Origin of the sequence: Mucilaginibacter boryungensis, from assembly GCF_015221995.1 — a bacterium.
In the GTDB taxonomy this organism is placed as follows: Bacteria; Bacteroidota; Bacteroidia; order Sphingobacteriales; family Sphingobacteriaceae; genus Mucilaginibacter; species Mucilaginibacter boryungensis.
On sequence record NZ_JADFFM010000001.1, the window covers coordinates 105,070 to 125,863 of the forward strand.

Here is a 20,794-nt window from a genome sequence, read left to right on the forward strand (position 1 = left end):
AAAATAAAAATGGAAATTAAGGATAATAATTACACTTATGATAGTGTAGTACAACTGGACGATGAGCAGACCTTATCGCGCAAGTTTTTGGCAAACGTGTTTTTATGGATGTTTGCGGCGTTGGCTATCTCAACTTTTTGTGCATACGAATTTGCAAATAACCCAGACCTGCGCGCTTATTTGTTTAACCCCCAAACCGATGGCTTAAGCGGGTTAGGCCTTTTGGCTATGTTTTCTCCTTTGGCCTTTGTGCTGTTGATCAGCTTTGGGTTCAACAGGATATCTTACCCTGTACTGGCCATACTATTTGTGGTATATGCGGCTACTTTGGGTATCAGCCTTTCGGGTATATTATTAATTTATACAGCAGCCTCGGTATTTAATGTGTTCCTTACGGCAACGGTATTGTTTGGGGTAATGGCTATAGCCGGTTATACTACTAAAACAGACCTGACACAGTTAGGGTCGCTGCTGTTTATTGCTTTGATAGGTTTGATCATTGCATCGGTAATTAATATGTTTTTGCATAGTGCGCAATTTGATTATGTGCTTAGCTTTTTTGGCGTGGCCATCTTCACTGGTTTAACCGCTTACGACGTGCAAAAATTGAAACGCATTGGTGCCGGTATTGAATACGGTGATGCCGACGGTAAAAAATTAGCATTAATGGGTGCATTATCATTATATCTTGATTTTGTGAACCTATTCTTATTTCTGCTGCGCATATTTGGCCGCAGGAAATAATTGCCGATATGATATTTAAAAGCCATCTGCAAGGATGGCTTTTTTTATGCAGTTTTGCGTAAGCAAAGCGTCATCCCGAACTTGCTTGGGGGTCTTATAAGATAGGTTGCCCTGCTAATGGGATGCCGAAACAAGGTCGGCATGACGGGAATAGGCCTAATCTCTAATCACCAATCAACTAATCACTAACCCCCATGTCCTCACACCATATTGTACGCGAAAAACAAGAGCCGGCCTTATTGATAGCCGGGTTGAATAACTTTTCTGACGAACTGCTTGGGCAACTGCTGGAATGGAGCCCAACTGTTGTGGTAACTTCCGATACGGCAGAACAGGTACAAACCTATGGTATAAAGATAGACTGGCTAATAGCCGATGAAATGATGGGCTTGCAACAATCGGATATTAAATTAATGCCTGCAGGTGGTGATGAACCAATTATAGCGGCATTGAAATATCTGGTGGGCGAGGGCTACCACGCGGTAAATTTAATTACTGACAATTTTACAGCGAGCGGGCTTGAACGCTATTTTGAACAGCTGGACCTGGTAGTTTTTTGTGGTGGTAAAAAAATAATAGCTGTGCACCCGGGCTTTAGTAAATGGAAACCTGCCGGCGACCGTATGGAATTTTTGACACAACCGAACAATTTTCTGTACACTGGATTGTCGCCTGTGGAGGGCAATATCTATAAAACTACGCACGATGGGTTTATCAGCTTGCAATTTACCAATCCGTATATGCTGCTTGCCGAGTATTTAGATTGAATAGGGTATAAATAAAAAGCCCCCCAGACTTGCTCCGGGGGACTTTCAACCTAAACCTTATCACAATTAAATTGGCAAGATTGCCAATTCACATATACTAATACAATATCTGTACCAAACATTTTTCAGTCCGGAATTTTTTTCAATTTTTTTAATGCGCCCCTTCTTGTTTGTCCTGAGTGCGTTTACGCAGGTAGCCATCAAGCAGGAACAAGCCCAACACCACGTCAAAAAACAAGAAACCTTTCATCCATGGCCCGCTGAAAAAGCCGGTCACCTTAGCCACATTTAATTGGGCCGGTACTTTTAATGCTGATGTTGAGCTGCTGCTGGCCCAGTTTATATCGCGCAACCCAACGATCAGCACTACAGATATGGTCAATATAAAAAAGGCAGCTATGCCCCATATAATACGCTTATTAATAGTGGCTTTTAATGGCACGCTGGCTTCCTGGGTGCGTATCTGCTCCATCACGTTATAGGTAAAAGCCATAGGCGGTTCGTCAAGCTCAAGGTTGCCAAACTCGCTGTGCAGTTGCATCAATTCCTGGTACAGCTGCTGGTACTCGGGGTTATGGGCAAGTTGTCGGCTTATCTGCGCGCTTTCTTCGGCGGTGCAGGTGCCATCAATGTAGCTCCATAGTTGTTCTTCTATGCTGTTCATATCAATTCGTTAACCTCATGTTTTAACAGGCGTTCCAGCTTTTCTTTTAAACGCTGGCGCGCCCTGAATAGTTTAACCTTAACTGTATTTGCCTCCATGCCTAAAGCCTCGCCAATTTCCTCAAGCGATTGTTCGCCGTTGTAAAACAAGGTAATAATAGTAGCATCATCGGGCAGTAACTGGCCAATAGCTATATTTAAGTAATACGACCGCGATTTGTTCTCGGCCAAATTCGCATCCATCCCGCCATGTGTATCCTCCAACTGCAAATAAGTATTTTCATCGTCAATTGAAGAGGTATCCACCCGTTTTTTGCGCAGATGGGTCATGGCGGTAGTATAAACAATACTATACAACCAGGTGCTGAATTTTGATTGCTGCCCAAAAGAGGCCAGCGACCTGTAAGCCTTAATAAAACAATCCTGTGCAACCTCTTCGGCGTCCTCGCGGCTTTTAGTAAAGCGCATAGCCAGCGTAAATACAAACCGCTGGTGCCGTTTTACCAGGTCGGCATAAGCCGACTGGTTCCCCGCAAGGGTTTGATCGATCAATTCTATGTCGGATAGCTTGCTTTGCATTACTGAAACTACGACGCCGTATTTTGCGCGCAGGTTACACTAAATTACAGAAATAATTAGCTGCGTTCGTTTTTCTTTTTCTGATGACTATAAGTATGGGTATTACAATTTATTGGTTAATAATTTGATCCTGACGCCCGCATTTACCACTACGCCATCTAAAGGAGTATAAATATCCCTGAATTTAGGTTTGGTGATGGTGCCGGTGTAAATACTGCCCCATTTAGTTTGGCGCTGATCGGTCAGGTTTTCCGCATTAACAAACAGGTCAAGGTGTTTCCACATTTTTTGCACCAGCATGCCAAAGGTTATATATCCCTTTCCCGTTGTGCCATCGCTTAATAGTTGCGGCCCGGTATAGAAGCTTTCCACACCAAAACGAAAGCTGCCTTCTATTTCATAGGTGGCATCAAAGCTTAGCTGGTGTTTGGGGGTTAAAGGCTGAGCACCGATTAGGTTGCTAAAGTGTTGTTTGGTATCTGTAAAAGTATAGCCCAGGTAAAACACCAGTTCATCCAGCACCAGCTTAATATTGGTTTCCGTCCCCTGCGTGTTCAGGTAGCCGGGGGCATTAATAAAAGCATTATTTTGCAGGATAAGCGGCCTGTTTACTCGTGTGGAAAAGAACAGCTGGTTGATATTAATAAAAGCTTCGTCACCCAACTTGGACCGATAGTTCAGATCGCCGTTCAGTCCGTACGATTGTTCGGCCCGGGTATTGCCAATGTTTAGAGGCTGAATATGCTCGTAGCCATCCTGCTCACTTTCGTCATTGAATAGGGTGGGCATCTTATAGCCCAAACCACCACCAATACGGCTGGTTAAATGATCGGTAATTTTAAATAACGCATTAACCCTCGGCAGGAAAAAAAGCCCACTGGATGGCGCGTCAGGAGCAGGTGTGTTTTTGTCCAGTCTTAAGCCGCTTTCTATAGAGAACCAATCGGTGGCCTTATAGGTGTTTTGTAAAAATATTCCTGTGGTAGCCTGGTTATAGCTCAACATATCTTTAGGCGGTTTGGCCGCGAAATGATCGGTTACCAGGTTGGCGCCGGCTACCCAGGAAGCCTTTTCGCCATTATGCACATAATTGATCTCGCTGAAAGATGAAAACTGCCGGCCTTTAAAGTCAAAACCCGGTTCACCCAATTGCCTGTCAAAATAACCAACGGTATTCTTAAAACCGATCCGGCTTTCACCATCGATCTTATGCGTAAAGGACAATTGCGTAGAAAAGCGGAACGTTTTATTGCGCTCAAAATATTGATGCGTGTTATCAGCTTTTCCCTCCGCTACTTGCAAGTCTCCGCCTAAGCGGTCCTCGTAGGTCGTATTCACGCCAAACCAGCCCGAATTACGATCGTCCATATATAGAAACACTTTAGGGTTGATGGTAAATCGGTTAGTTTTAGGGATGGCCGTAAAGCCCACGGCTGAAGGATCGAAAGCTTTATTGTAATTGTAGGAACCAAATAGGGTGGTACCGATATGCTGCCATTTTTGACTGTAATAAGCACTGGCATCAGCGCCTTTCGCGCTCGAACCATTTAACAGCACTGTGAGCTCGGGGTCGGTTTCAGGTACTTTACTAATCAAGTTAACTAAACCGGCAATGGCGCCCCCGCCATATAAGGTAGAGGCCGAGCCCTTAATAAATTCAACTTGTCGTAAATTAAGCGGACTGATTTGCAGCAAGCTTAAACTACCGGAAAAACCGGCATATAGGGGCATGCCATCCTGCAATAATTGGGTATAGCGGCTATCTAAACCTTGGATGCGAAAACTGGCACTGCCGCTCACCGCCGAAGTTTGCTGCACATGGATACCTGTTGTTTCGCCCAGTAACATTTTTATATCGCCCGGCCGCATGGTGGTTTTTTCATCCAGCTCTTCTAAAGGCAGGGCTTCCATCCGTGTAGGGATATCCTGCAGGTTTTGGTTAGTGCGGGTGGTTTGAATGGTTACCCCGGCCAGTTCACCTGTTGAAGGAATTAAGCCGATCTCAAAAACCTGTTCCGGATGTTGCAGCGGGAAATTATAAACCTGTTCGCTTTTTATAAAACCTATGTAAGTGATCTCGACCTGGAATTTGCCGTTAGGGATATTAGTTATGGTAATTTGCCCGCTGGTATCGGCAACTGCCGTAATTTTCAGATCGGGAATAGTAGCAGTTGCGCCCTTCAGGCCAACTTTGGTTTGGTAGTTTACCACTTTTGCTTTAAACGTATTTTGTGCAAGCGCGCTAAAGCAAGCCAGCACAATAGCCATAAGGCTGAAAAGAAACTTCATATAATTAAAATGGGAGTAGCTGGCCATTAAGCCAGCCAATAAAGTAATGGACTAAAAAATTTAATAGAATTAAGATCAGGCAAGCGGTGGCCTGAACAGCTCATTACGATAATTTGAAGTATTAAAACGCTGAATAAACAAAGGATGGGTTAACACCGAGTAAGAATCTGTTGTTAGCAGCGCAGGGTTATAAGAGAAAACAATGTTTAACGGGCTGGCCTGGTGCTGAAACTGCACATCGTTCCCTTTAGCAGGTACCTTATCATGTTCATTATGGCCAAAAATGTCTTTGCCATGCATCAGGTAATCACCTATAAAATCAATCACGCCCATTTCTTCGTTAGATGTGATCCTGGTGTAGTTCTGATACATTTGAGGGATATCCCGCAGCAGCGAAAAATCGCCCAGCGGCAAAATAAAACTGCTGATCAAAAACAGTCCAGCCCAAAAGTAACATGTAAGTTTCCTCAGCATCGGGGACAAAGATAGCATAAAAGTATAGCAGGGAATTATGTAATATGTGAAAGCTAAATAATTAAAAAAAATATGGCGGGGGTGTAACCTGATTGAAAAAGCTGTGGTCATAGCTTACATAACACAGCAATTAACAAATATTAAAAAATCAAATAACTTAAAAACTAATAAAATGGAAAACGCAGAATTACTGATCCCTATCTTAGTACCACTGGGACTTTTCGCAATGATCTTCGGGATCATTTATCTAAATAACAGGGAGAAGATGGCTATGATAGAACGTGGTATGGACCCACGCGCTTACAAAGCCCAGCCGGCACCCTATAAAAATCTTAAATGGGGTCTTTTATTAATAGGCGCGGGCTTAGGTTTGTTTTTAGCCTTTGTGCTTGACCGTAGTGTATTTAATAATATCGGCGAAGACAACCCGGCCATTTACTTTGCACTTATTGCCATATTTGGTGGTACAGGGCTGGTGATATCATACCGTGTAGAGAAAAAAGAGGTATTGGATAAGGATACCCAGTAAATAACCTTTAAACAAATAAAAAGCCCTTTATCATTAATAAAGGGCTTTTCGCTTTTACAAATATCTTTCTTTGGTTATCCGCAGGTGATGTAATTCGTGCCCGGCCATAATGTAAGCCAAAGCTCTTACCGATACGGGGTGGTTACTGGCGGTACCTATAATTTTACTTTGTTCGTCGCTAATAGCGCGCAACATATAAAGGTTGCTTTCCCTTACCGCTTTAAATTCTTCGGCCAGGTCAAGGAGGGTACGATTGTTAAAACCACCATATTCCACAAAAGCATTCTCGTCAAAACCCGGCAGGCTATTTTTATCCCCGCGCGAAAAACAAAGCAGCCGGTAAGCAAAAACGCGTTCGGCATCAATCAGGTGGCCAACTACCTGTTTAATGGTCCACTTACCTTCGGCATAAGCATAACCGGCTTTATCTGCTGGCAGGCTGTTAAAAAAAGTGAAAGTGCTGTCTTTAAGCTCTGCCAGTAGGTTTATAACATTGCCAGTATCAACCAGGCTAATGTAGCGCTCATAATAAGGGGCGTATTCGCCCGCTTGTGGTTTATCAATCATTGTTTAAGCTTTTTAATATGATACGGAAAATAGTTCCTTTACCCAGTTCAGAGTCGCGCACAAATATTTGCCCGTCGTGGTAGTTCTCTACCATGCGTTTAGTTAACGAAAGGCCTAAGCCCCAGCCGCGTTTGCGTGTGGTATACCCTGGTTGAAATACGGTTGCAAATTTAGAGCGTGGTATACCCTTGCCCGAGTCTATTACATCAATATATACTTGTTTTTTAGTTTTACTGCCCGATATTTCAACAATGATGCTGCCTGTGTCCTCAATAGCGTTAACGGCATTTTTCAGCAGGTTTTCTATCACCCAATCAAACAGCGGCTTGTTCAGTCCGGCTATCAGGTGTTGGTCGCCGTGCACTTCAAAATTTATCTTGTTGCTAACCCGTATCCTAAAATAATCTACGTAATCTTTCACCACATCATATACCGGGTAGGGTTCCAATTGTGGTTTCGAACCTATTTTTGAAAAACGGTCGGCTACAACTTCAAGGCGTTGTACATCGTTGCCCATTTCGGCCAGCAGCGGGTCGTCTTCTGCATTAAATTTATCTTTTATCAACTCTATCCAGGCCAATAATGATGATATGGGCGTACCCAGTTGGTGCGCGGTTTCTTTAGCCAGGCCCACCCAAACCTGGTCCTGTTCCGACCGGCGCGAAGAGCTGAATACCGAATAGGCCAGCAACAGGAAGATGGCAATAACCGATAACTGCACGTACGGAAAATACTTCAATTGTGTAAGCAGGAATGAATCCTTATAATAAATATAAGAGTACCCCGGTTTATCGCCCCCAATGGAAGGCATTTTCATTTTAATAGGCGCATGCTGCGATTTCATGATCTCCAATTCGGCCTTAAAATAACCCGGGTCGTATTTAGGGCCTTTGTTGCCCTTTATTTCTTCCGGTAGCTTATAATAGGTTTTAGTGCTATCCAATCCTTTCCAGGCCGTTATATTATTCTCCTCATCTACTACTATGGCCGGGACGGTTAAGCTATCGCGTACGGCAAATACATAAGGCAGAAAGTCGTTATCATCTGATGAGATGATCTGTTTCATACTTAATGCCCACACCTCGGCCCTGGTACGTTCTGACCTGGCAATGTTTTTTACCAGGTAATTGGTATAAAATAACGAGCCACATACAATAACTATCGCAAAGGCGATGAGCGAGTATTTCCAGCGTTGTTTTTGTTGGTAGGCGTTTAGCATTGGTTCAAATATAATTATTAGTCCGTAAGTCCGTGAGTCTGCAAGTCCGGAAGTTAGAAAAGATATTGGATCGAAATTAACGACTGAAGTTTCAATCTATTACATTAGTTCAACTTTCGGACTTCCGGGCTTCCCGACTTTCGGACTTTCCACCTATCTTTGCCCCATCATGACAGATAAAAAAGTGAGGGTGCGTTTTGCGCCGAGTCCTACCGGCGGGTTGCACCTGGGCGGCGTGCGTACTGTATTATTTAATTACCTATTTGCACGCCAGCATGGCGGCGATTTTGTTTTACGTATTGAAGATACCGACCAAAGCCGCTATGTAGAGGGCGCTGAACAATATATTTTAGATTGCCTGCAATGGTGCGGCATTACCCCCGATGAAAGCCCGGTGGCTGGCGGCAAATATGCACCATATCGCCAAAGCGAACGTAAAACCATCTACCGTCAGTACGCTGAAAAACTGGTGATGGAAGGTTATGCTTATTACGCTTTCGATACCCCCGAAGAACTGGATAAGAACCGAAAGGAGATACCAAACTTTCAATACGGGCATGCTTACCGCGACACGCTGCGCAATTCACTAAACCTGCCCCAGCACGAGGTTGACCAACTGCTGGACGCCGGAACGCCGCATGTTATCCGCATAAAAATGCCGGTAGATGAGCAGGTAAGCTTTACCGATATGATACGCGGGCAGGTAAGCTTTGATACCAACCAAGTTGATGATAAGGTACTATTAAAGGCCGACGGGATGCCCACCTACCATTTGGCGGTAGTAGTTGATGATTACCTGATGAAGATAACCCACGCTTTCCGCGGCGAGGAGTGGTTGCCATCGGCGCCGGTGCACTTGCTGTTATGGAAGTATTTGGGCTGGTATGATGATATGCCCCAATGGGCGCATTTGCCGCTGATATTAAAACCCGATGGCCATGGCAAACTAAGCAAGCGCGACGGAGCACGGCTGGGCTTTCCGGTTTTTGCTATGAATTGGTTTGATGCCAAAACAGGCGAATTGACCCCCGGCTTCCGCGAACTGGGTTTTTTACCCCAGGCTTTTGTGAACCTGCTGGCTATGCTGGGCTGGAACGATGGCACCGAACAGGAAATTTTTACAATGGACGAACTGGTGCAGAAATTTTCGATCGATCGGGTGAGCAAGGCCGGCGCTAAATTCGATTTCGAGAAAGCTAAATGGTATAATGCCGAATGGATAAAGAGATCGGAAGCCGAAAGTTTGAAGCCGGAAGTGATTGCGGTTTTAGCTGATAAGGGCGTTAACGCAAAGGATGACCAGTATCTGTTAACTGTAATTGACCTGATAAAGGACCGCGTTACCCTGCTGCCCGATTTTTACCAGCAATCGGTTTACTTTTTTGAACAGCCAAAGGAATACGACCTGGCCGCAGTAAAACCTAAATGGACAGATGCAAAGACGGATTTTTTTAAAGAGTTTATGACTAAAATAAACAGCTTAACCAATTACGAAGCCGTTGAGTTAGAAAACACTTTTAAAGCTTTTATGGAAGAAAAAGGCTTTAAAATGGGCGATGTAATGCTGCCCTTCCGGATTATGCTGGTAGGGGGTAAGTTTGGCCCGCATGTGTTTGATATTGCCGCGCTATTGGGTAAAGAGGAAACCATCAAAAGGATTGAAGGTGCGCTGGTTGCGTTTACAGCTTAAATTATAATTGTAACGGATAATGCCAAAAAAAGGGGAAACAATTTGTTTCCCCTTTTTTATATGTTATCTTATTTAATCATTTCCACAAAATCATCAAACAGGTACCGCGAATCGTGCGGGCCGGGTGATGACTCGGGGTGATATTGTACCGAGAATGCTTTTTTATCTTTCACCCGGATACCTTCTATCGATTGGTCGTTCAGGTTTACGTGGGTGATCTCTACCTTGTCCGAAGCCCTCACTGCGTCGGGCACTACACCAAAGCCGTGATTTTGTGAAGTAACTTCGCAGTGGTTTTTGATGATATTTTTTACCGGGTGGTTTAAGCCGCGGTGACCGTTGAACATTTTTTGGGTTGGGATATCGTTAGCCAAAGCCAGCAACTGGTGGCCAAGGCAGATACCGAACATAGGCTTATCGGCCTTCAGTATATCTTTTACTGTTTCAACCGCATAAGGCATAGCCGCCGGATCGCCGGGGCCGTTGCTAATGAAGTAACCGTTTGGTTTAAAATCGGCCTCCATATCGGCATAGCTGGTTTTAGCAGGGTATACTTTGGCAAAAACGCCGCGAGAGCTAAAGTTGCGCAGGATGTTTTTCTTCACACCTAAATCAAGCACCGCTACCCGTAATGGCGCGCTTTCATCGCCCACGGTATAAGTTTCGGTAGTGGTTACCTGCGATGATAGCTCCAGCCCGTCCATTGATGGTACTTCAGCCAGTTTGGCTTTCAGTTGTTCAATATCCAATATTTCCGACGAGATAATAGCGTTCATTGCGCCCTTATCGCGAATGTGGCGTACCAGTTGACGAGTGTCAATGTCGGATATCGAAACGATGTTCTGCTCCTGGAAATAATCCTGGATAGATTCATCGGCTTGCTTGCGGCTGTAAGCAATATTATAGTTTTTACAAACCAGGCCGGCAATTTGTATCCTTTCCGATTCTACCTCTTCGTGGCTGACACCATAGTTACCAATGTGGGCATTGGTAGTCACCATAATCTGGCCGTAGTACGATGGATCGGTAAATACCTCCTGGTAGCCGGTCATACCTGTGTTAAAACAAATTTCGCCCGTAGTGGTGCCAATTTTACCCGCAGCCTTGCCATAAAAGGCAGTACCATCGGCCAATAATAACACAGCCGGAAGTTTGGTGTAATTCGTCATTTGCTAAAAAAATTAAAAAATGGATGTTTGACCGGTTTGGCTGATATGCTTTCCGTAAAGTGGGTAGGTGAAGTATGACTGATAAATCCGTATTTCACGCCGCAAAAGTACGGTTTTTTTTGGCTTTTAAAAGGCTGTTTTTGTAATTTATTCGTCAGGATGGAGAGCACGTGAAGGCGAACCCTTGTACTTAAACCTGATTGCAACGAAAGCCCGGAGTGAAGCGCAGCGCAATGAAGACTTGTAGTGGAAAGCAGGGCTACGAAAGCAATGAAACAAGGAGCGTTAATTTCAAAATATTGAGATTTGGCAGAAAGGCGGGTTAAATACACCAAATTTCCCATTCAAGTAGCTGTTTGAAAACGAGCGTTCAGCATGCTATAGGTTCTTTAATCCCGCTATTCATTCCAAGTCCTCCTTCGTCCGGGCTTTCCATTACTATCGGGTTTAGAGTGAGCGGGCCTATTTCAGCCTATGGTGTGAAGTTAACGGTTTACGCCTCCCGCACATTTATATTTATTTGCACATTTGTATATACGCACATCTGCACATAAAATTGCACCTTTGCACCATATATCAACAGCAAAATCATGTCTGTACACAAAGAAGTTAAACGCATTACCACTCATACCCTGCAGGAAATGAAAAACCGTGGCGAAAAAATTGCCATGCTTACTGCCTACGATTATTCGATGGCTACTATAGTAGATGACGCGGGTATAGATGTGATATTGGTTGGCGATTCGGCATCGAACGTAATGGCGGGGCATGAAACCACCTTGCCAATCACATTGGACCAGATGATCTATCATGCATCGTCGGTAGTGCGGGCGGCTAAGCGCGCACTGGTCATAGTCGACCTACCATTTGGTTCATACCAGGGTAATTCAAAAGAGGCGTTGAACTCGGCTATCCGGATCATGAAAGAATCGGGAGCGCACGGCGTAAAGCTGGAGGGCGGTGTAGAAATAGCGGAATCGGTCAGCCGGATATTAGCAGCAGGCATCCCGGTAATGGGTCACCTGGGTTTAACCCCGCAATCCATTTACAAATTCGGCACTTATACCGTCAGGGCCAAACAGGACGTCGAGGCTGAAAAGCTTAGAAGCGATGCGCTGAAGCTGCAGGAACTGGGCTGTTTTGGGATAGTGCTGGAAAAAATACCCGCAGCATTAGCTAAGGAAGTTACCGATAGCCTGGTCATTCCAACTATTGGTATAGGTGCGGGCCAGCACTGCAGCGGGCAGGTGTTGGTAATTCACGATATGCTGGGCATTAATAAAGGCTTCACACCGCGATTTTTGCGCCAGTACGCTAATTTATATGAAGTAATGAGCAATGCCATTAAAGGCTACGTAACTGATGTAAAAGCCAGCGATTTTCCCAACGATAAGGAACAATATTAATGTGCAGATGAGCGGATATGCAGATGTGCAAATGATTAAAACAATTTATCCCTACGGTGTTTAGTTCATAAATCCGAATAGAGCATCCGAATTCCGAAATTAACATGAGCCAACGATTGCCATTCACCCCCAGCGGCGATATTACCGACGATGATATTATATACGAGGACAACCACCTGATAGCCGTTAACAAGCGTGCTGGCGACATAGTGCAGGTGGATGATACCGGCGATGAGCCCCTGGATGAAAAGGTTAAAAAATATCTGGCTAAAAAATACAACAAACCCAATGGCGCTTTTTTAGGGGTAATTCATCGGCTGGACAGGCCGGTAACCGGACTTATTCTGTTTGCCAAGACCAGCAAGGCGCTTGAACGCATGAACGAGTTATTTAAAACACGGCAAATGCGCAAAACCTATTTTGCCATAGTGCGCAAACGCCCCGAACCCCCTTACGGCGAATTGGTACACTGGCTGGTAAAGAACCCTAAAAACAATGTCACCACCGCCCACGGGCACGATGTAAAAGGCAGCCTGCGCAGCGAACTGCACTATCGCCTGGCGGGTGAATTAAATGGCTATTATTTAATTGAAGTAAACCCCATCACCGGGCGTTCGCACCAGATCAGGGTGCAACTGGCATCACTGGGCTGTCCCATCGTTGGCGACAACAAATACGGTTACCCGCGCGGCAGTTTGCACAATAGCATCAGTCTGCACGCACGCCGCCTGCAATTTATCCACCCCATTAAAAAAGAACCGGTTGAAATAACCGCGCCACTACCCAAAGATGGTTTTTGGGATAAGTTTGCACATTTAATGCCGGCAGTAAGTGATAGCGAAATAAAGGAATAACCATCATGTCATTTCGAACGAGGAACGAGGAGAAATCTTCTGCATGCGACCTGCTTCTTGTATAAGATTTCTCCCTTCGGTTCGAAATGACATTTTTAAATAACAAAAAAGTCCCGCTTGCAACACAAACGGGACTTTCTATTTTATACCTATTCCCCCTTCAGGGGGGTAGGGGGTTATTTCTTAGCCAATTCCTCAGCCATGGCAGCGCCAATTTCAGCAGGCGATTCTACCACGCGGATGCCGCATTCGGCCATGATTTTCATTTTCGCGGCAGCGGTATCGTCGGCACCGCCAACAATTGCACCGGCGTGACCCATACGGCGGCCCGGAGGCGCGGTTTGTCCGGCAATAAAGCCAACCACAGGTTTAGTACCATGTTCTTTTATCCAGCGGGCAGCTTCAGCTTCCATACCGCCGCCAATCTCGCCGATCATGATGATACCATGAGTGTCAGGGTCGTTCATCAGCAATTCAACCGCTTCTTTGGTTGGGGTGCCTATAATTGGGTCGCCGCCGATACCGATAGCGGTAGTGATACCTAAACCAGCTTTAACCACCTGGTCAACAGCCTCGTAAGTCAACGTGCCCGATTTTGAAACTACACCCACATTACCTTTTTTAAAGATAAAGCCCGGCATAATACCAATTTTAGCCTCGTCGGCAGTGATAATGCCCGGGCAGTTAGGACCGATCAGGCGTGCATCCTTACCAACTAAATATTCTTTAACCGCAATCATATCCTTGGTTGGGATACCCTCGGTGATACAAACAATAACTTTAATTCCGGCCTCTGCGGCTTCCATAATAGCATCGGCACCAAACGGAGGCGGAACAAATATGATAGATACATCGGCGCCGGTTTTATCAACGGCATCCTTTACGGTGTTAAAAACGGGCCTGTCCAAATGCTGCTGACCACCTTTGCCCGGTGTTACACCACCAACCAACTGGGTTCCGTAAGCAATCATTTGCTCGGCGTGGTAAGTACCTTCTTTACCGGTAAAACCCTGAACAATTACTTTAGAATTTTTATTTACAAGTACACTCATTATGTATCTGGTTATTTGTTGCGCAAAGCTAATATTATTGCGCTGAATGTCAAAAGGAATTTGCGCGGTTTATATATTCGTTTGTCATTGCGGGCATAGCGCGGCCATCGCACGGAAGTAAGGCGATATTACATTTGTTATCGAAGACTAAGCCTGCTTTTGAAAATGAATGGTCCGGCACACTTCGGTTACGGCAGCCCTGCTATGCGTTCCAAATCCTCCTCCGTGCGGGTTTTCCACTACTATCAGGTTTAGGTTGTAGGTGTGGTTACAACTTTCTTATAATAGGCCCCTTAATTGAAGCAATATTGATTACATGATCCTGACAGTTGATGGAATAATGTTTTAATTCATCACCTTCATAGATGTAAGTAAAATCAACTAAAGTTGTAGCATGGATATAATCAAGATAACTCGATTTTGAAGAGACGCAAAACAATCTTCCTATCCATTCCTCATCATCTTTAAATGTTGCGAAGCTTTCATTTATAACATGGTAAGCTCCATATGATTCGAAATAGAATTCAAAAACTCTTCCTGCGCCATCTGGGGATATCTTTTTTACCGGGCCAATCTTTTTCCCTGCTATGTCTATATAATCTTCTTTAGTGCTAATTGTCGCTTCCTTAACAGTTATCCTTAATTTATTAGCTGGTAAATCTTCAATTTTTACCAAAAACAAATACTGTATTCCATTTATCTCATCAAAAAAATCCATCCTTCTGCTACTTTAAACTGTACTTTCAATCGCCGGCGAGTTAAACTCCTTCTCACTCTTCGCAATCACTATCGTTGCTATACCGTTGCCAATTACATTTGTAATTGCCCGCGCTTCCGACATAAACCGGTCTACACCCAGCAATATGGCTACCCCTTCAACCGGGATCAGTTTCATGGCGGTAAGGGTTGAAGTCAGCACAATGAAGCCGCCGCCGGTCACCGCTGCTGCGCCTTTCGAGGTGAGCATCAGGATGCCGATAATTACCAGTTGCTGTTCCCACGAAAGTGGAATTTTAAAAACCTGCGCCAGGAATATAACCGCCATGGAAAGATAAATGGTTGTGCCATCCAGGTTAAACGAATAGCCGGTAGGGATTACCAGCCCCACTACCGATTTGCTGCAGCCAAACTGCTCCATCTTTTCCATCATGGCCGGCAACACGGGTTCAGACGACGAGGTGCCCAGCACAATTAATATTTCCTCTTTAATAAACTTCAGGTATTGCCACAGGCTGAATTTATACAGGTAACAGATCAGGTTCAGCACTATAAAAATGAAAAGGAACATGGTGAGGTAGACCGATCCCATTAAAGCCGCCAGCGGTTGCAGGGTTTTCACACCGTACTTGCTGATGGTATAAGCCATCCCCGCGAAAGCGCCAACGGGGGCCAACTTCATTACTACCTTCATAATGTTGAAGAACACTTTCGATAACCGGTCAAATGTCGCTATCAGCGGTTTGCCTGTTTCGCCCAATTTACTCAGTCCATAACCAAACAGTATAGCAAAAAACAACACCTGCAAAACATCGCCTTTGGCAAATGCATCAAATACGTTCCCGGGAACAATGTGGGCAAAAAAATCGCCCCATTTCATTTCTGCTGCAGCCTTTTGGTATTCGGCCAGCTTAGCAGTATCGGCATGTACATTAGCGTTTACGCCGTCGCCGGGGCGCAAAACGTTAGCCACAACTAAGCCTATTAACAGTGCAAAGGTAGTCACCAATTCAAAGTACAGCAGCGCCTTGCCGCCTACGCGGCCAACCTTTTTCATATCGTTCATGCCGGCAATACCCAGCACAATAGTGAGGAAAATGATAGGGACGATGAGCATGGTGATCATATTAATAAACACCTTGCTAATGGTTTGCGCTGTTGGCCCAAAACCTTTAAAGTAATAGCCAACTATTACCCCCAATACAATAGCGATTAGCACCTGGAAGGTGAGGTTGCCGAGCAGTTTTTTCATTGCATAACAATAATACAATAAAAAGATGGCGTTAAATATCTTAGTGCTAAATTTACCGTATGAAAGCAAGCATCCTGGCATTTGGCATTGCCAAAGATATTTTCGGGGCATCGGCTATTGAAGTTGACCTACCCGAACAGGCAACCGCGCGCGATTTGAAAACTGTGCTTGAGCAGCGCTACCCGCGGTTGAAGCAACTAGCATCGTACCTGTTAGCGGTGAATAATGAATATGCTAATGATGCTTTGCTATTAACTGTCCGCGACGAAATTGCGGTAATACCGCCGGTAAGCGGGGGGTAACATTATTTTGTCATTGCGAGCGATAGCGCGGCAATCTCGTAATGCAAATCAAACTATGAGATTGCCGCGTCGCTACGCTTCTCGCAATGACAAACGCTTATAAGTATTTATTTTGAACACACAGATCCATCTTTCCAACGAACCATTGAACATCCAATCCTGTATAGACTGGGTTATGGCCCCCGATTGCGGTGGTATCGACGTGTTTATTGGTACTGTGCGCAATGCTACCAAGGGCAAGCGTGTGCTGCGTTTGGAGTTTGAGGCTTACGAGAAAATGGCCCTCAGCGAAATGCAGAAACTGGCTGATAAGGCATTGCAGCAATGGCCCATCCAGCGTATAGCCCTACATCACCGCACCGGGGTTTTGGAAGTTGGCGAGGTGCCGGTAGTTATTGCCGTTGCCGCCGCCCACCGCGACGCGGCTTTTGAAGCCTGCCGGTTCATTATTGATACGCTGAAACAGACTGTCCCTATCTGGAAAAAGGAAATTTTTGAAGATGGTGAGGTTTGGGTTTCGGCTACGCCGTGATGGTTACTCGGTATCCACCCAAGCTTTTACCCCACCTTCCAGCGATACCACATTCAGCTCCGGCTTCAATTCCTTTAGCTTCCTAACCGCATCGGCACTGCGTTTACCTATTGTACAGTACAAAACCACTGTTTTCGAAGTATCGAAATTATCCAAACTGCGTTCCAGTTTGTAAGCCGGAATATGCCTGCCGCCGATGTTAAAATCTTCATGTTCTTCGCTTCCGCGGATATCAATTAATTCAATTGTTCCCGCTGTTACCCCAGCCTTAAGATCGGCAACAGATATGGTTTGAGCGGCAACGGTTTGCGGCAATTTAGTAATGTTAGCTTTGGTTACCGAACCTATCTTTATGATCCGGCTTTGCATGGTTTGTGTATCCAGTATCAGCATTTTACCCGCCAGCAATTCACCGGTCTGGGTGATATATTTTATAGCTTCATTAGCCTGCATGCAGCCAATTATCCCCGCAAGGGTGGGTATAACGCCGCCTTCGGCGCAGTTGGGCACCTGGGTTGCATCAACTTCAGGATACAGATCGCGGTAATTAAGGCTGTATGTACCATCGGGATTGGGGGTATTCCAAACGGCTACCTGCCCTTCAAACTGGTAAATAGCCCCATAGATGAGCGGCTTGCCCGATAATACTGCCGCATCGTTCAGCAAATAGCGCGTTTCAAAATTATCGGTACCATCTAAAATCACATCATACAAGGCAAACAACGCCATTGCATTTTCAGCAGTAACTTTTACGTCGTGTACTATAACGTGAATATCAGTATTTTGCGCTTGCAATCTCGCTGCTGCTACTGCAACTTTCTCCAATCCCGCATCTGCCGGTGTATATAAAATTTGCCGGTGCAGGTTGCTTATACTAATAATATCATTATCGGCTAATCCTAATGTGCCTATACCCGCTGCTGCCAGATACTGCGCCGCAGGGCAACCCAGGCCGCCCATACCTACTATCAGCACTTTAGCCTTCTGCAAACGCTGCTGGGCTTGCCTGCCAAACCCGGGCAAAGCAATCTGACAACTGTAACGGGAAATATCCATCAGGCGGTAATTGATCTCTTTTGTAAAATGCTTTGTACCCTGTCCTTTTCCTCGGGCGTGTTTACATTGGTAAGGGCTTCGGGGTTCGGCGCTTGTAGTATATTTATAGGGCTATTGATTAAAACCTTGCGCGGACAGGAATATCCCTGCGCCAAAAACGACAGTAAAACGGGGTAACTTTTAGGTTCCCAAATGGTTATCAGCGGCTCGGGGAAACCATCGTAGGAGTTTTTAAAAGCGGTGGCAATAGCCGATGTATCACGCTGATTGACAAGGTAATCCAAAGTGTCCTTATCCAGCAGCGGTAAATCGCACGCTACAACCAGCCAGGCTTTTTCAGGCTGTTCGCGAAATGCTGAAAGGATAGCCCCAAAAGGACCCATCCCTGTAAAGGTATCAGGCAGGGTTTGGTACAATGGGTCAACTTCCTGTTGCTGATCTGCACGACAGGAGATATAGACGCTGTCAGTATAGCTTTTCAGCAGGTCGGCTATGTAATAGCGCTGGTCTTTGCCATGCCAGTTGATGCTGCCTTTGTCTTTTCCCATGCGTTCGCTTTTGCCCCCGGCCAATACTAAACCATACAATTCGGGCTTTGCGTTTTTTAATTCGTTTTGGAAGAATTTAGCGATTTTCTCCGTTTCTTTTAAATTTTCTACCGGAATTGCTTGCCAATTGGGAATAGCCCCTTTTATGAAATCAAAAATCTCGGTTTCACCCTCGGCAAATAATATTAAACCAATATTGGTGAGTTGGCCTACCCGTTTTTGCAGCGATGCTTTTTTGCGGCTGTCGATAATGACCACTTGTTTTTTCCCCGGATGATGGTTGCCGTTGATCAGGATCAGGTCGGCATTGTTAAACAAAATCCGGTTCTGAAAATTATTAAACTCTCCCGAATAGTTCAGTTGCTGTCCGCCCGGTTTAGTAATATATTCCAAATCAGCCCCGGCGGTAAGTGGTGCCGATGCATGCGCTGGTTCATCCCTGTGCCGGGCGTCTACATAAGCTATTTTTGCATTCGCGGATAAGGCGGTTATCACTTGTGCCGCCAATGCTTTAATATCATCACAAGGTGCGCCAACAATTGCCCACTCGTTCCGGCCAAATTGGCCAAGATCGGGGCGGATAAGCGCGGTGTGCTTTTTATGTTTACCCTCTTTTAAAGTCACGTTTCCCTCCCGTTTTGGCCATTAGTTTGGTCTCTTTTATTACAATATCATGACTCATGGCTTTGCACATATCGTAAATAGTAAGTGCGGCTATACTGGCGCCTACCAAAGCTTCCATTTCTACGCCCGTTTTAGCGGTAAGGCTGGCTGTACAGTCAACCACCACTTCCTGCGCATCGTTCAAGCCTATTTGTATATCGCAATTATCTAATCCCAGCGGATGGCACAGCGGTATCAGTTCCCCGGTTTTTTTAGCGGCCATAATACCGGCTATTATTGCAACCTGGAATACCGAGCCTTTTTTGGTTTGCAGGTCGCCACCGGTTAACTGCTGTAATACTTCATCAGGCAAAACCACAATACTGCGCGCGGTGGCCGTGCGGAGGGTTACCGCTTTTTCACCAACGTTAACCATGGTGGGTTTGCCTTGTTCGTTTATATGAGTTAAGCTCATGGTATATTTTAAGCTTGTCATTTCGAACGAGGAACGAGGAGAAATCTTATACGTTAATACCTATCGCACGTATAAGATTTCTCCCGTTGGTCGAAATGACATGTTGTTTTATTTAAACGGCCATAGCCTGAATACCTCTCCGGCTTCAAATTCGCTTCTGTCAGCCGGTAATTCCAAAAACGCGTCCGTATCTGCTAAGTTAGCAAAATCGCCTGAACCATTACCCATTAAGGGCGATGCGATCAGACGGGCATCGGCAGTCAGCGTTGTTTTTACCTGTAAAAAGTATTGCAGGTCGGGCTCAAAGTAAAAATCTTCGGACAGCGCCGCATACATTTCATTCTTCTTATCCAAACCAACAGTTGCATTTAGCCACGGTAAAAAGTAACGGTGCAGGCACATAAATGTAGCTACCGGGTTACCGGGAAAGGCGAACACCAGCACGCCCTGATCGTTCACACCAAACCAAAATGGTTTGCCCGGCCGTTGCTGTACTTTATAGAACAGTTTGGCTACACCCACTTGCTGCAAAGCCTGCGGGATATAATCGAACTTACCCATGGAAACGCCGCCCGACAGCAAAATGACATCGTAGCTTTTTAAGCACCGGGTAATCTCTGTCCGGGTTACTGCTTCATCATCCGCGATATGCACCATATCCGCAGCGCAACCATGCTGTTGCAATACGGCATTTATAGTATGGTTATTTGATTTTCTGATCTGGTAAGGCGCAGGTGTTTCATGTACATCTACCAGTTCATCTCCCGAGGGGATAATGACGACACGCGGTTGTTTTTTTACCAGCACCTGTGTTTTTCCAACCGAAGCAATAACGCTAATGATAGCCGGGGTTATCAATTGCCCGCTTGTGACTACCACATCGCCATACCGCTTATCGCGGCCTTTGGCATGGATGTTCTGTCCTTGCTTAACGGTATCAATAATTATTTCGGCATCGCTTCCGGTAATCAGTACGTCTTCATAGCGTATTACAGTGTCCAGCGTATCAGGTAATACCGCGCCGGTCATAATCTCAATACAATGGCTGGTATCGGTAATATGCAACGGTTTATCGCCCGCGGCTTGGATGCCGCTTACGTGAAACGAGCGCAACCCATCGGCAAAAGCCGAATAACTGATAGCGATGCCATCCATAGTCACCCTGTTAAAGGGCGGCATATCGCGATCGGCATAAATATCTTCGGCCAATACCCGTCCTGCTGACCGATCGAAAGGGACCGTTTCCGTTCCATAATCGCGAATTTGGTTTTGGATAATATATGCTGCTTGTTCTACGGTGGTCATTC

General features: G+C 45.3%; 22 protein-coding genes. 8 read left to right on the plus strand and 14 right to left on the minus strand.

Annotated elements, in window-relative coordinates; translation table 11 throughout:
- Positions 1 to 9: 9 nt before the first annotated feature.
- Entirely contained in the window at positions 10 to 744 is a 735-nt protein-coding gene (locus IRJ18_RS00400) for a Bax inhibitor-1/YccA family protein (RefSeq protein WP_194104224.1), read from the plus strand.
- 194 nt (positions 745 to 938) lie between these two features.
- A complete protein-coding gene (locus IRJ18_RS00405) occupies positions 939 to 1,511 on the plus strand; it encodes a thiamine pyrophosphokinase (protein ID WP_194104225.1) in 573 nt (190 codons plus the stop codon).
- A 151-nt stretch (positions 1,512 to 1,662) separates the two neighbouring features.
- On the opposite strand, the gene IRJ18_RS00410 is transcribed toward IRJ18_RS00405, so the two are convergent.
- The 4 genes from IRJ18_RS00410 to IRJ18_RS00425 all read right to left on the minus strand — a co-directional run bounded on the left by IRJ18_RS00410 (position 1,663) and on the right by IRJ18_RS00425 (position 5,474).
- Positions 1,663 to 2,175 (minus strand): anti-sigma factor family protein, encoded by a 513-nt coding sequence (locus tag IRJ18_RS00410; protein WP_194104226.1) that lies wholly within the window; start codon positions 2,173 to 2,175, stop codon positions 1,663 to 1,665.
- Positions 2,172 to 2,753 (minus strand): RNA polymerase sigma factor, encoded by a 582-nt coding sequence (locus IRJ18_RS00415; RefSeq protein ID WP_194104227.1) that lies wholly within the window; start codon positions 2,751 to 2,753, stop codon positions 2,172 to 2,174. The genes IRJ18_RS00410 and IRJ18_RS00415 overlap by 4 nt, the downstream gene beginning before the upstream one ends.
- Positions 2,754 to 2,855: 102 nt before the next feature.
- Complete coding sequence (locus tag IRJ18_RS00420; RefSeq protein ID WP_194104228.1) at positions 2,856 to 5,042, minus strand: TonB-dependent receptor; 2,187 nt, start codon at positions 5,040 to 5,042, stop codon at positions 2,856 to 2,858.
- Between the two features lie 75 nt (positions 5,043 to 5,117).
- Positions 5,118 to 5,474, minus strand: coding sequence for a hypothetical protein (locus IRJ18_RS00425; protein WP_194104229.1), 357 nt, complete (start codon positions 5,472 to 5,474; stop codon positions 5,118 to 5,120).
- A gap of 214 nt (positions 5,475 to 5,688) precedes the next feature.
- On the opposite strand from IRJ18_RS00425, the gene IRJ18_RS00430 reads away from it, so the two are divergent.
- On the plus strand, positions 5,689 to 6,045 hold the full coding sequence (locus tag IRJ18_RS00430) for a DUF6249 domain-containing protein (protein ID WP_228072461.1): 357 nt from the start codon (positions 5,689 to 5,691) through the stop codon (positions 6,043 to 6,045).
- 54 nt (positions 6,046 to 6,099) lie between these two features.
- Here IRJ18_RS00430 and IRJ18_RS00435 read toward each other — a convergent pair whose 3' ends face one another.
- Together IRJ18_RS00435 and IRJ18_RS00440 are read right to left on the minus strand one after the other, a co-directional pair.
- On the minus strand, positions 6,100 to 6,612 hold the full coding sequence (locus tag IRJ18_RS00435; protein ID WP_194104230.1) for a DinB family protein: 513 nt from the start codon (positions 6,610 to 6,612) through the stop codon (positions 6,100 to 6,102).
- Positions 6,605 to 7,831, minus strand: a complete 1,227-nt coding sequence (locus tag IRJ18_RS00440) for a sensor histidine kinase (RefSeq protein WP_194104231.1) — start codon at positions 7,829 to 7,831, stop codon at positions 6,605 to 6,607. Before IRJ18_RS00440 ends, IRJ18_RS00435 begins: the two co-directional genes overlap by 8 nt.
- A gap of 169 nt (positions 7,832 to 8,000) precedes the next feature.
- Here IRJ18_RS00440 and gltX point away from each other — a divergent pair, with 169 nt between their 5' ends.
- The gene (gene gltX / locus IRJ18_RS00445) at positions 8,001 to 9,521 is read left to right on the plus strand and encodes a glutamate--tRNA ligase (protein ID WP_194104232.1); all 1,521 of its coding nucleotides are present in this window, start codon (positions 8,001 to 8,003) and stop codon (positions 9,519 to 9,521) included.
- Positions 9,522 to 9,589: 68 nt separating this feature from the next.
- Here the strand turns inward: gltX and carA are convergent, their stop codons facing one another.
- Positions 9,590 to 10,690 carry a glutamine-hydrolyzing carbamoyl-phosphate synthase small subunit gene (gene carA / locus IRJ18_RS00450; protein ID WP_194104233.1) on the minus strand — a complete coding sequence of 367 codons (1,101 nt, stop codon included), beginning with the start codon at positions 10,688 to 10,690 and terminating at the stop codon, positions 9,590 to 9,592.
- Between the two features lie 590 nt (positions 10,691 to 11,280).
- Between carA and panB the strand changes: the two genes are divergently transcribed.
- Together panB and IRJ18_RS00460 are read left to right on the plus strand one after the other, a co-directional pair.
- Positions 11,281 to 12,096: a 3-methyl-2-oxobutanoate hydroxymethyltransferase gene (gene panB, locus IRJ18_RS00455; protein WP_194104234.1), complete on the plus strand. Its 816-nt coding sequence runs from the start codon at positions 11,281 to 11,283 to the stop codon at positions 12,094 to 12,096.
- 104 nt (positions 12,097 to 12,200) lie between these two features.
- A complete protein-coding gene (locus IRJ18_RS00460) occupies positions 12,201 to 12,950 on the plus strand; it encodes an RluA family pseudouridine synthase (RefSeq protein WP_194104235.1) in 750 nt (249 codons plus the stop codon).
- A gap of 176 nt (positions 12,951 to 13,126) precedes the next feature.
- Here the strand turns inward: IRJ18_RS00460 and sucD are convergent, their stop codons facing one another.
- The 3 genes from sucD to dctA form a co-directional block, all read right to left on the minus strand.
- On the minus strand, positions 13,127 to 14,002 hold the full coding sequence (sucD, locus tag IRJ18_RS00465) for a succinate--CoA ligase subunit alpha (protein ID WP_194104236.1): 876 nt from the start codon (positions 14,000 to 14,002) through the stop codon (positions 13,127 to 13,129).
- A gap of 268 nt (positions 14,003 to 14,270) precedes the next feature.
- The gene (locus IRJ18_RS00470) at positions 14,271 to 14,720 is read right to left on the minus strand and encodes a hypothetical protein (RefSeq protein WP_194104237.1); all 450 of its coding nucleotides are present in this window, start codon (positions 14,718 to 14,720) and stop codon (positions 14,271 to 14,273) included.
- Between the two features lie 12 nt (positions 14,721 to 14,732).
- Positions 14,733 to 15,971 (minus strand): C4-dicarboxylate transporter DctA, encoded by a 1,239-nt coding sequence (gene dctA / locus IRJ18_RS00475; protein WP_194104238.1) that lies wholly within the window; start codon positions 15,969 to 15,971, stop codon positions 14,733 to 14,735.
- A 59-nt stretch (positions 15,972 to 16,030) separates the two neighbouring features.
- On the opposite strand from dctA, the gene IRJ18_RS00480 reads away from it, so the two are divergent.
- Both IRJ18_RS00480 and IRJ18_RS00485 read left to right on the plus strand, forming a co-directional pair.
- Positions 16,031 to 16,273: a MoaD/ThiS family protein gene (locus IRJ18_RS00480; RefSeq protein ID WP_194104239.1), complete on the plus strand. Its 243-nt coding sequence runs from the start codon at positions 16,031 to 16,033 to the stop codon at positions 16,271 to 16,273.
- Between the two features lie 112 nt (positions 16,274 to 16,385).
- A complete protein-coding gene (locus tag IRJ18_RS00485) occupies positions 16,386 to 16,805 on the plus strand; it encodes a molybdenum cofactor biosynthesis protein MoaE (protein ID WP_228072462.1) in 420 nt (139 codons plus the stop codon).
- A gap of 3 nt (positions 16,806 to 16,808) precedes the next feature.
- On the opposite strand, the gene IRJ18_RS00490 is transcribed toward IRJ18_RS00485, so the two are convergent.
- The 4 genes from IRJ18_RS00490 to IRJ18_RS00505 all read right to left on the minus strand — a co-directional run bounded on the left by IRJ18_RS00490 (position 16,809) and on the right by IRJ18_RS00505 (position 20,792).
- Positions 16,809 to 17,861, minus strand: a complete 1,053-nt coding sequence (locus tag IRJ18_RS00490; RefSeq protein ID WP_194104240.1) for a HesA/MoeB/ThiF family protein — start codon at positions 17,859 to 17,861, stop codon at positions 16,809 to 16,811.
- The gene (locus tag IRJ18_RS21185; RefSeq protein WP_194104241.1) at positions 17,861 to 19,033 is read right to left on the minus strand and encodes an NTP transferase domain-containing protein; all 1,173 of its coding nucleotides are present in this window, start codon (positions 19,031 to 19,033) and stop codon (positions 17,861 to 17,863) included. Before IRJ18_RS21185 ends, IRJ18_RS00490 begins: the two co-directional genes overlap by 1 nt.
- Entirely contained in the window at positions 19,014 to 19,487 is a 474-nt protein-coding gene (gene moaC / locus IRJ18_RS00500; protein WP_194104242.1) for a cyclic pyranopterin monophosphate synthase MoaC, read from the minus strand. Before moaC ends, IRJ18_RS21185 begins: the two co-directional genes overlap by 20 nt.
- Positions 19,488 to 19,595: 108 nt before the next feature.
- Positions 19,596 to 20,792 carry a molybdopterin molybdotransferase MoeA gene (locus IRJ18_RS00505; protein WP_194104243.1) on the minus strand — a complete coding sequence of 399 codons (1,197 nt, stop codon included), beginning with the start codon at positions 20,790 to 20,792 and terminating at the stop codon, positions 19,596 to 19,598.
- Positions 20,793 to 20,794: the final 2 nt, after the last annotated feature.

Bases quoted from the DNA above. Each gene is read 5' to 3' on its own strand.
- IRJ18_RS00400 (WP_194104224.1), top strand. From the start codon at position 10: ATGGAAATTAAGGATAATAATTACACTTATGATAGTGTAGTACAACTG.
- IRJ18_RS00405 (WP_194104225.1), top strand. From the start codon at position 939: ATGTCCTCACACCATATTGTACGCGAAAAACAAGAGCCGGCCTTATTG.
- IRJ18_RS00410 (WP_194104226.1), bottom strand. From the start codon at position 2,175: ATGAACAGCATAGAAGAACAACTATGGAGCTACATTGATGGCACCTGC.
- IRJ18_RS00415 (WP_194104227.1), bottom strand. From the start codon at position 2,753: ATGCAAAGCAAGCTATCCGACATAGAATTGATCGATCAAACCCTTGCG.
- IRJ18_RS00420 (WP_194104228.1), bottom strand. From the start codon at position 5,042: ATGAAGTTTCTTTTCAGCCTTATGGCTATTGTGCTGGCTTGCTTTAGC.
- IRJ18_RS00430 (WP_228072461.1), top strand. From the start codon at position 5,689: ATGGAAAACGCAGAATTACTGATCCCTATCTTAGTACCACTGGGACTT.
- IRJ18_RS00435 (WP_194104230.1), bottom strand. From the start codon at position 6,612: ATGATTGATAAACCACAAGCGGGCGAATACGCCCCTTATTATGAGCGC.
- IRJ18_RS00440 (WP_194104231.1), bottom strand. From the start codon at position 7,831: ATGCTAAACGCCTACCAACAAAAACAACGCTGGAAATACTCGCTCATC.
- gltX (WP_194104232.1), top strand. From the start codon at position 8,001: ATGACAGATAAAAAAGTGAGGGTGCGTTTTGCGCCGAGTCCTACCGGC.
- carA (WP_194104233.1), bottom strand. From the start codon at position 10,690: ATGACGAATTACACCAAACTTCCGGCTGTGTTATTATTGGCCGATGGT.
- panB (WP_194104234.1), top strand. From the start codon at position 11,281: ATGTCTGTACACAAAGAAGTTAAACGCATTACCACTCATACCCTGCAG.
- IRJ18_RS00460 (WP_194104235.1), top strand. From the start codon at position 12,201: ATGAGCCAACGATTGCCATTCACCCCCAGCGGCGATATTACCGACGAT.
- sucD (WP_194104236.1), bottom strand. From the start codon at position 14,002: ATGAGTGTACTTGTAAATAAAAATTCTAAAGTAATTGTTCAGGGTTTT.
- IRJ18_RS00470 (WP_194104237.1), bottom strand. From the start codon at position 14,720: ATGGATTTTTTTGATGAGATAAATGGAATACAGTATTTGTTTTTGGTA.
- dctA (WP_194104238.1), bottom strand. From the start codon at position 15,971: ATGAAAAAACTGCTCGGCAACCTCACCTTCCAGGTGCTAATCGCTATT.
- IRJ18_RS00480 (WP_194104239.1), top strand. From the start codon at position 16,031: ATGAAAGCAAGCATCCTGGCATTTGGCATTGCCAAAGATATTTTCGGG.
- IRJ18_RS00490 (WP_194104240.1), bottom strand. From the start codon at position 17,861: ATGGATATTTCCCGTTACAGTTGTCAGATTGCTTTGCCCGGGTTTGGC.
- moaC (WP_194104242.1), bottom strand. From the start codon at position 19,487: ATGAGCTTAACTCATATAAACGAACAAGGCAAACCCACCATGGTTAAC.
- IRJ18_RS00505 (WP_194104243.1), bottom strand. From the start codon at position 20,792: ATGACCACCGTAGAACAAGCAGCATATATTATCCAAAACCAAATTCGC.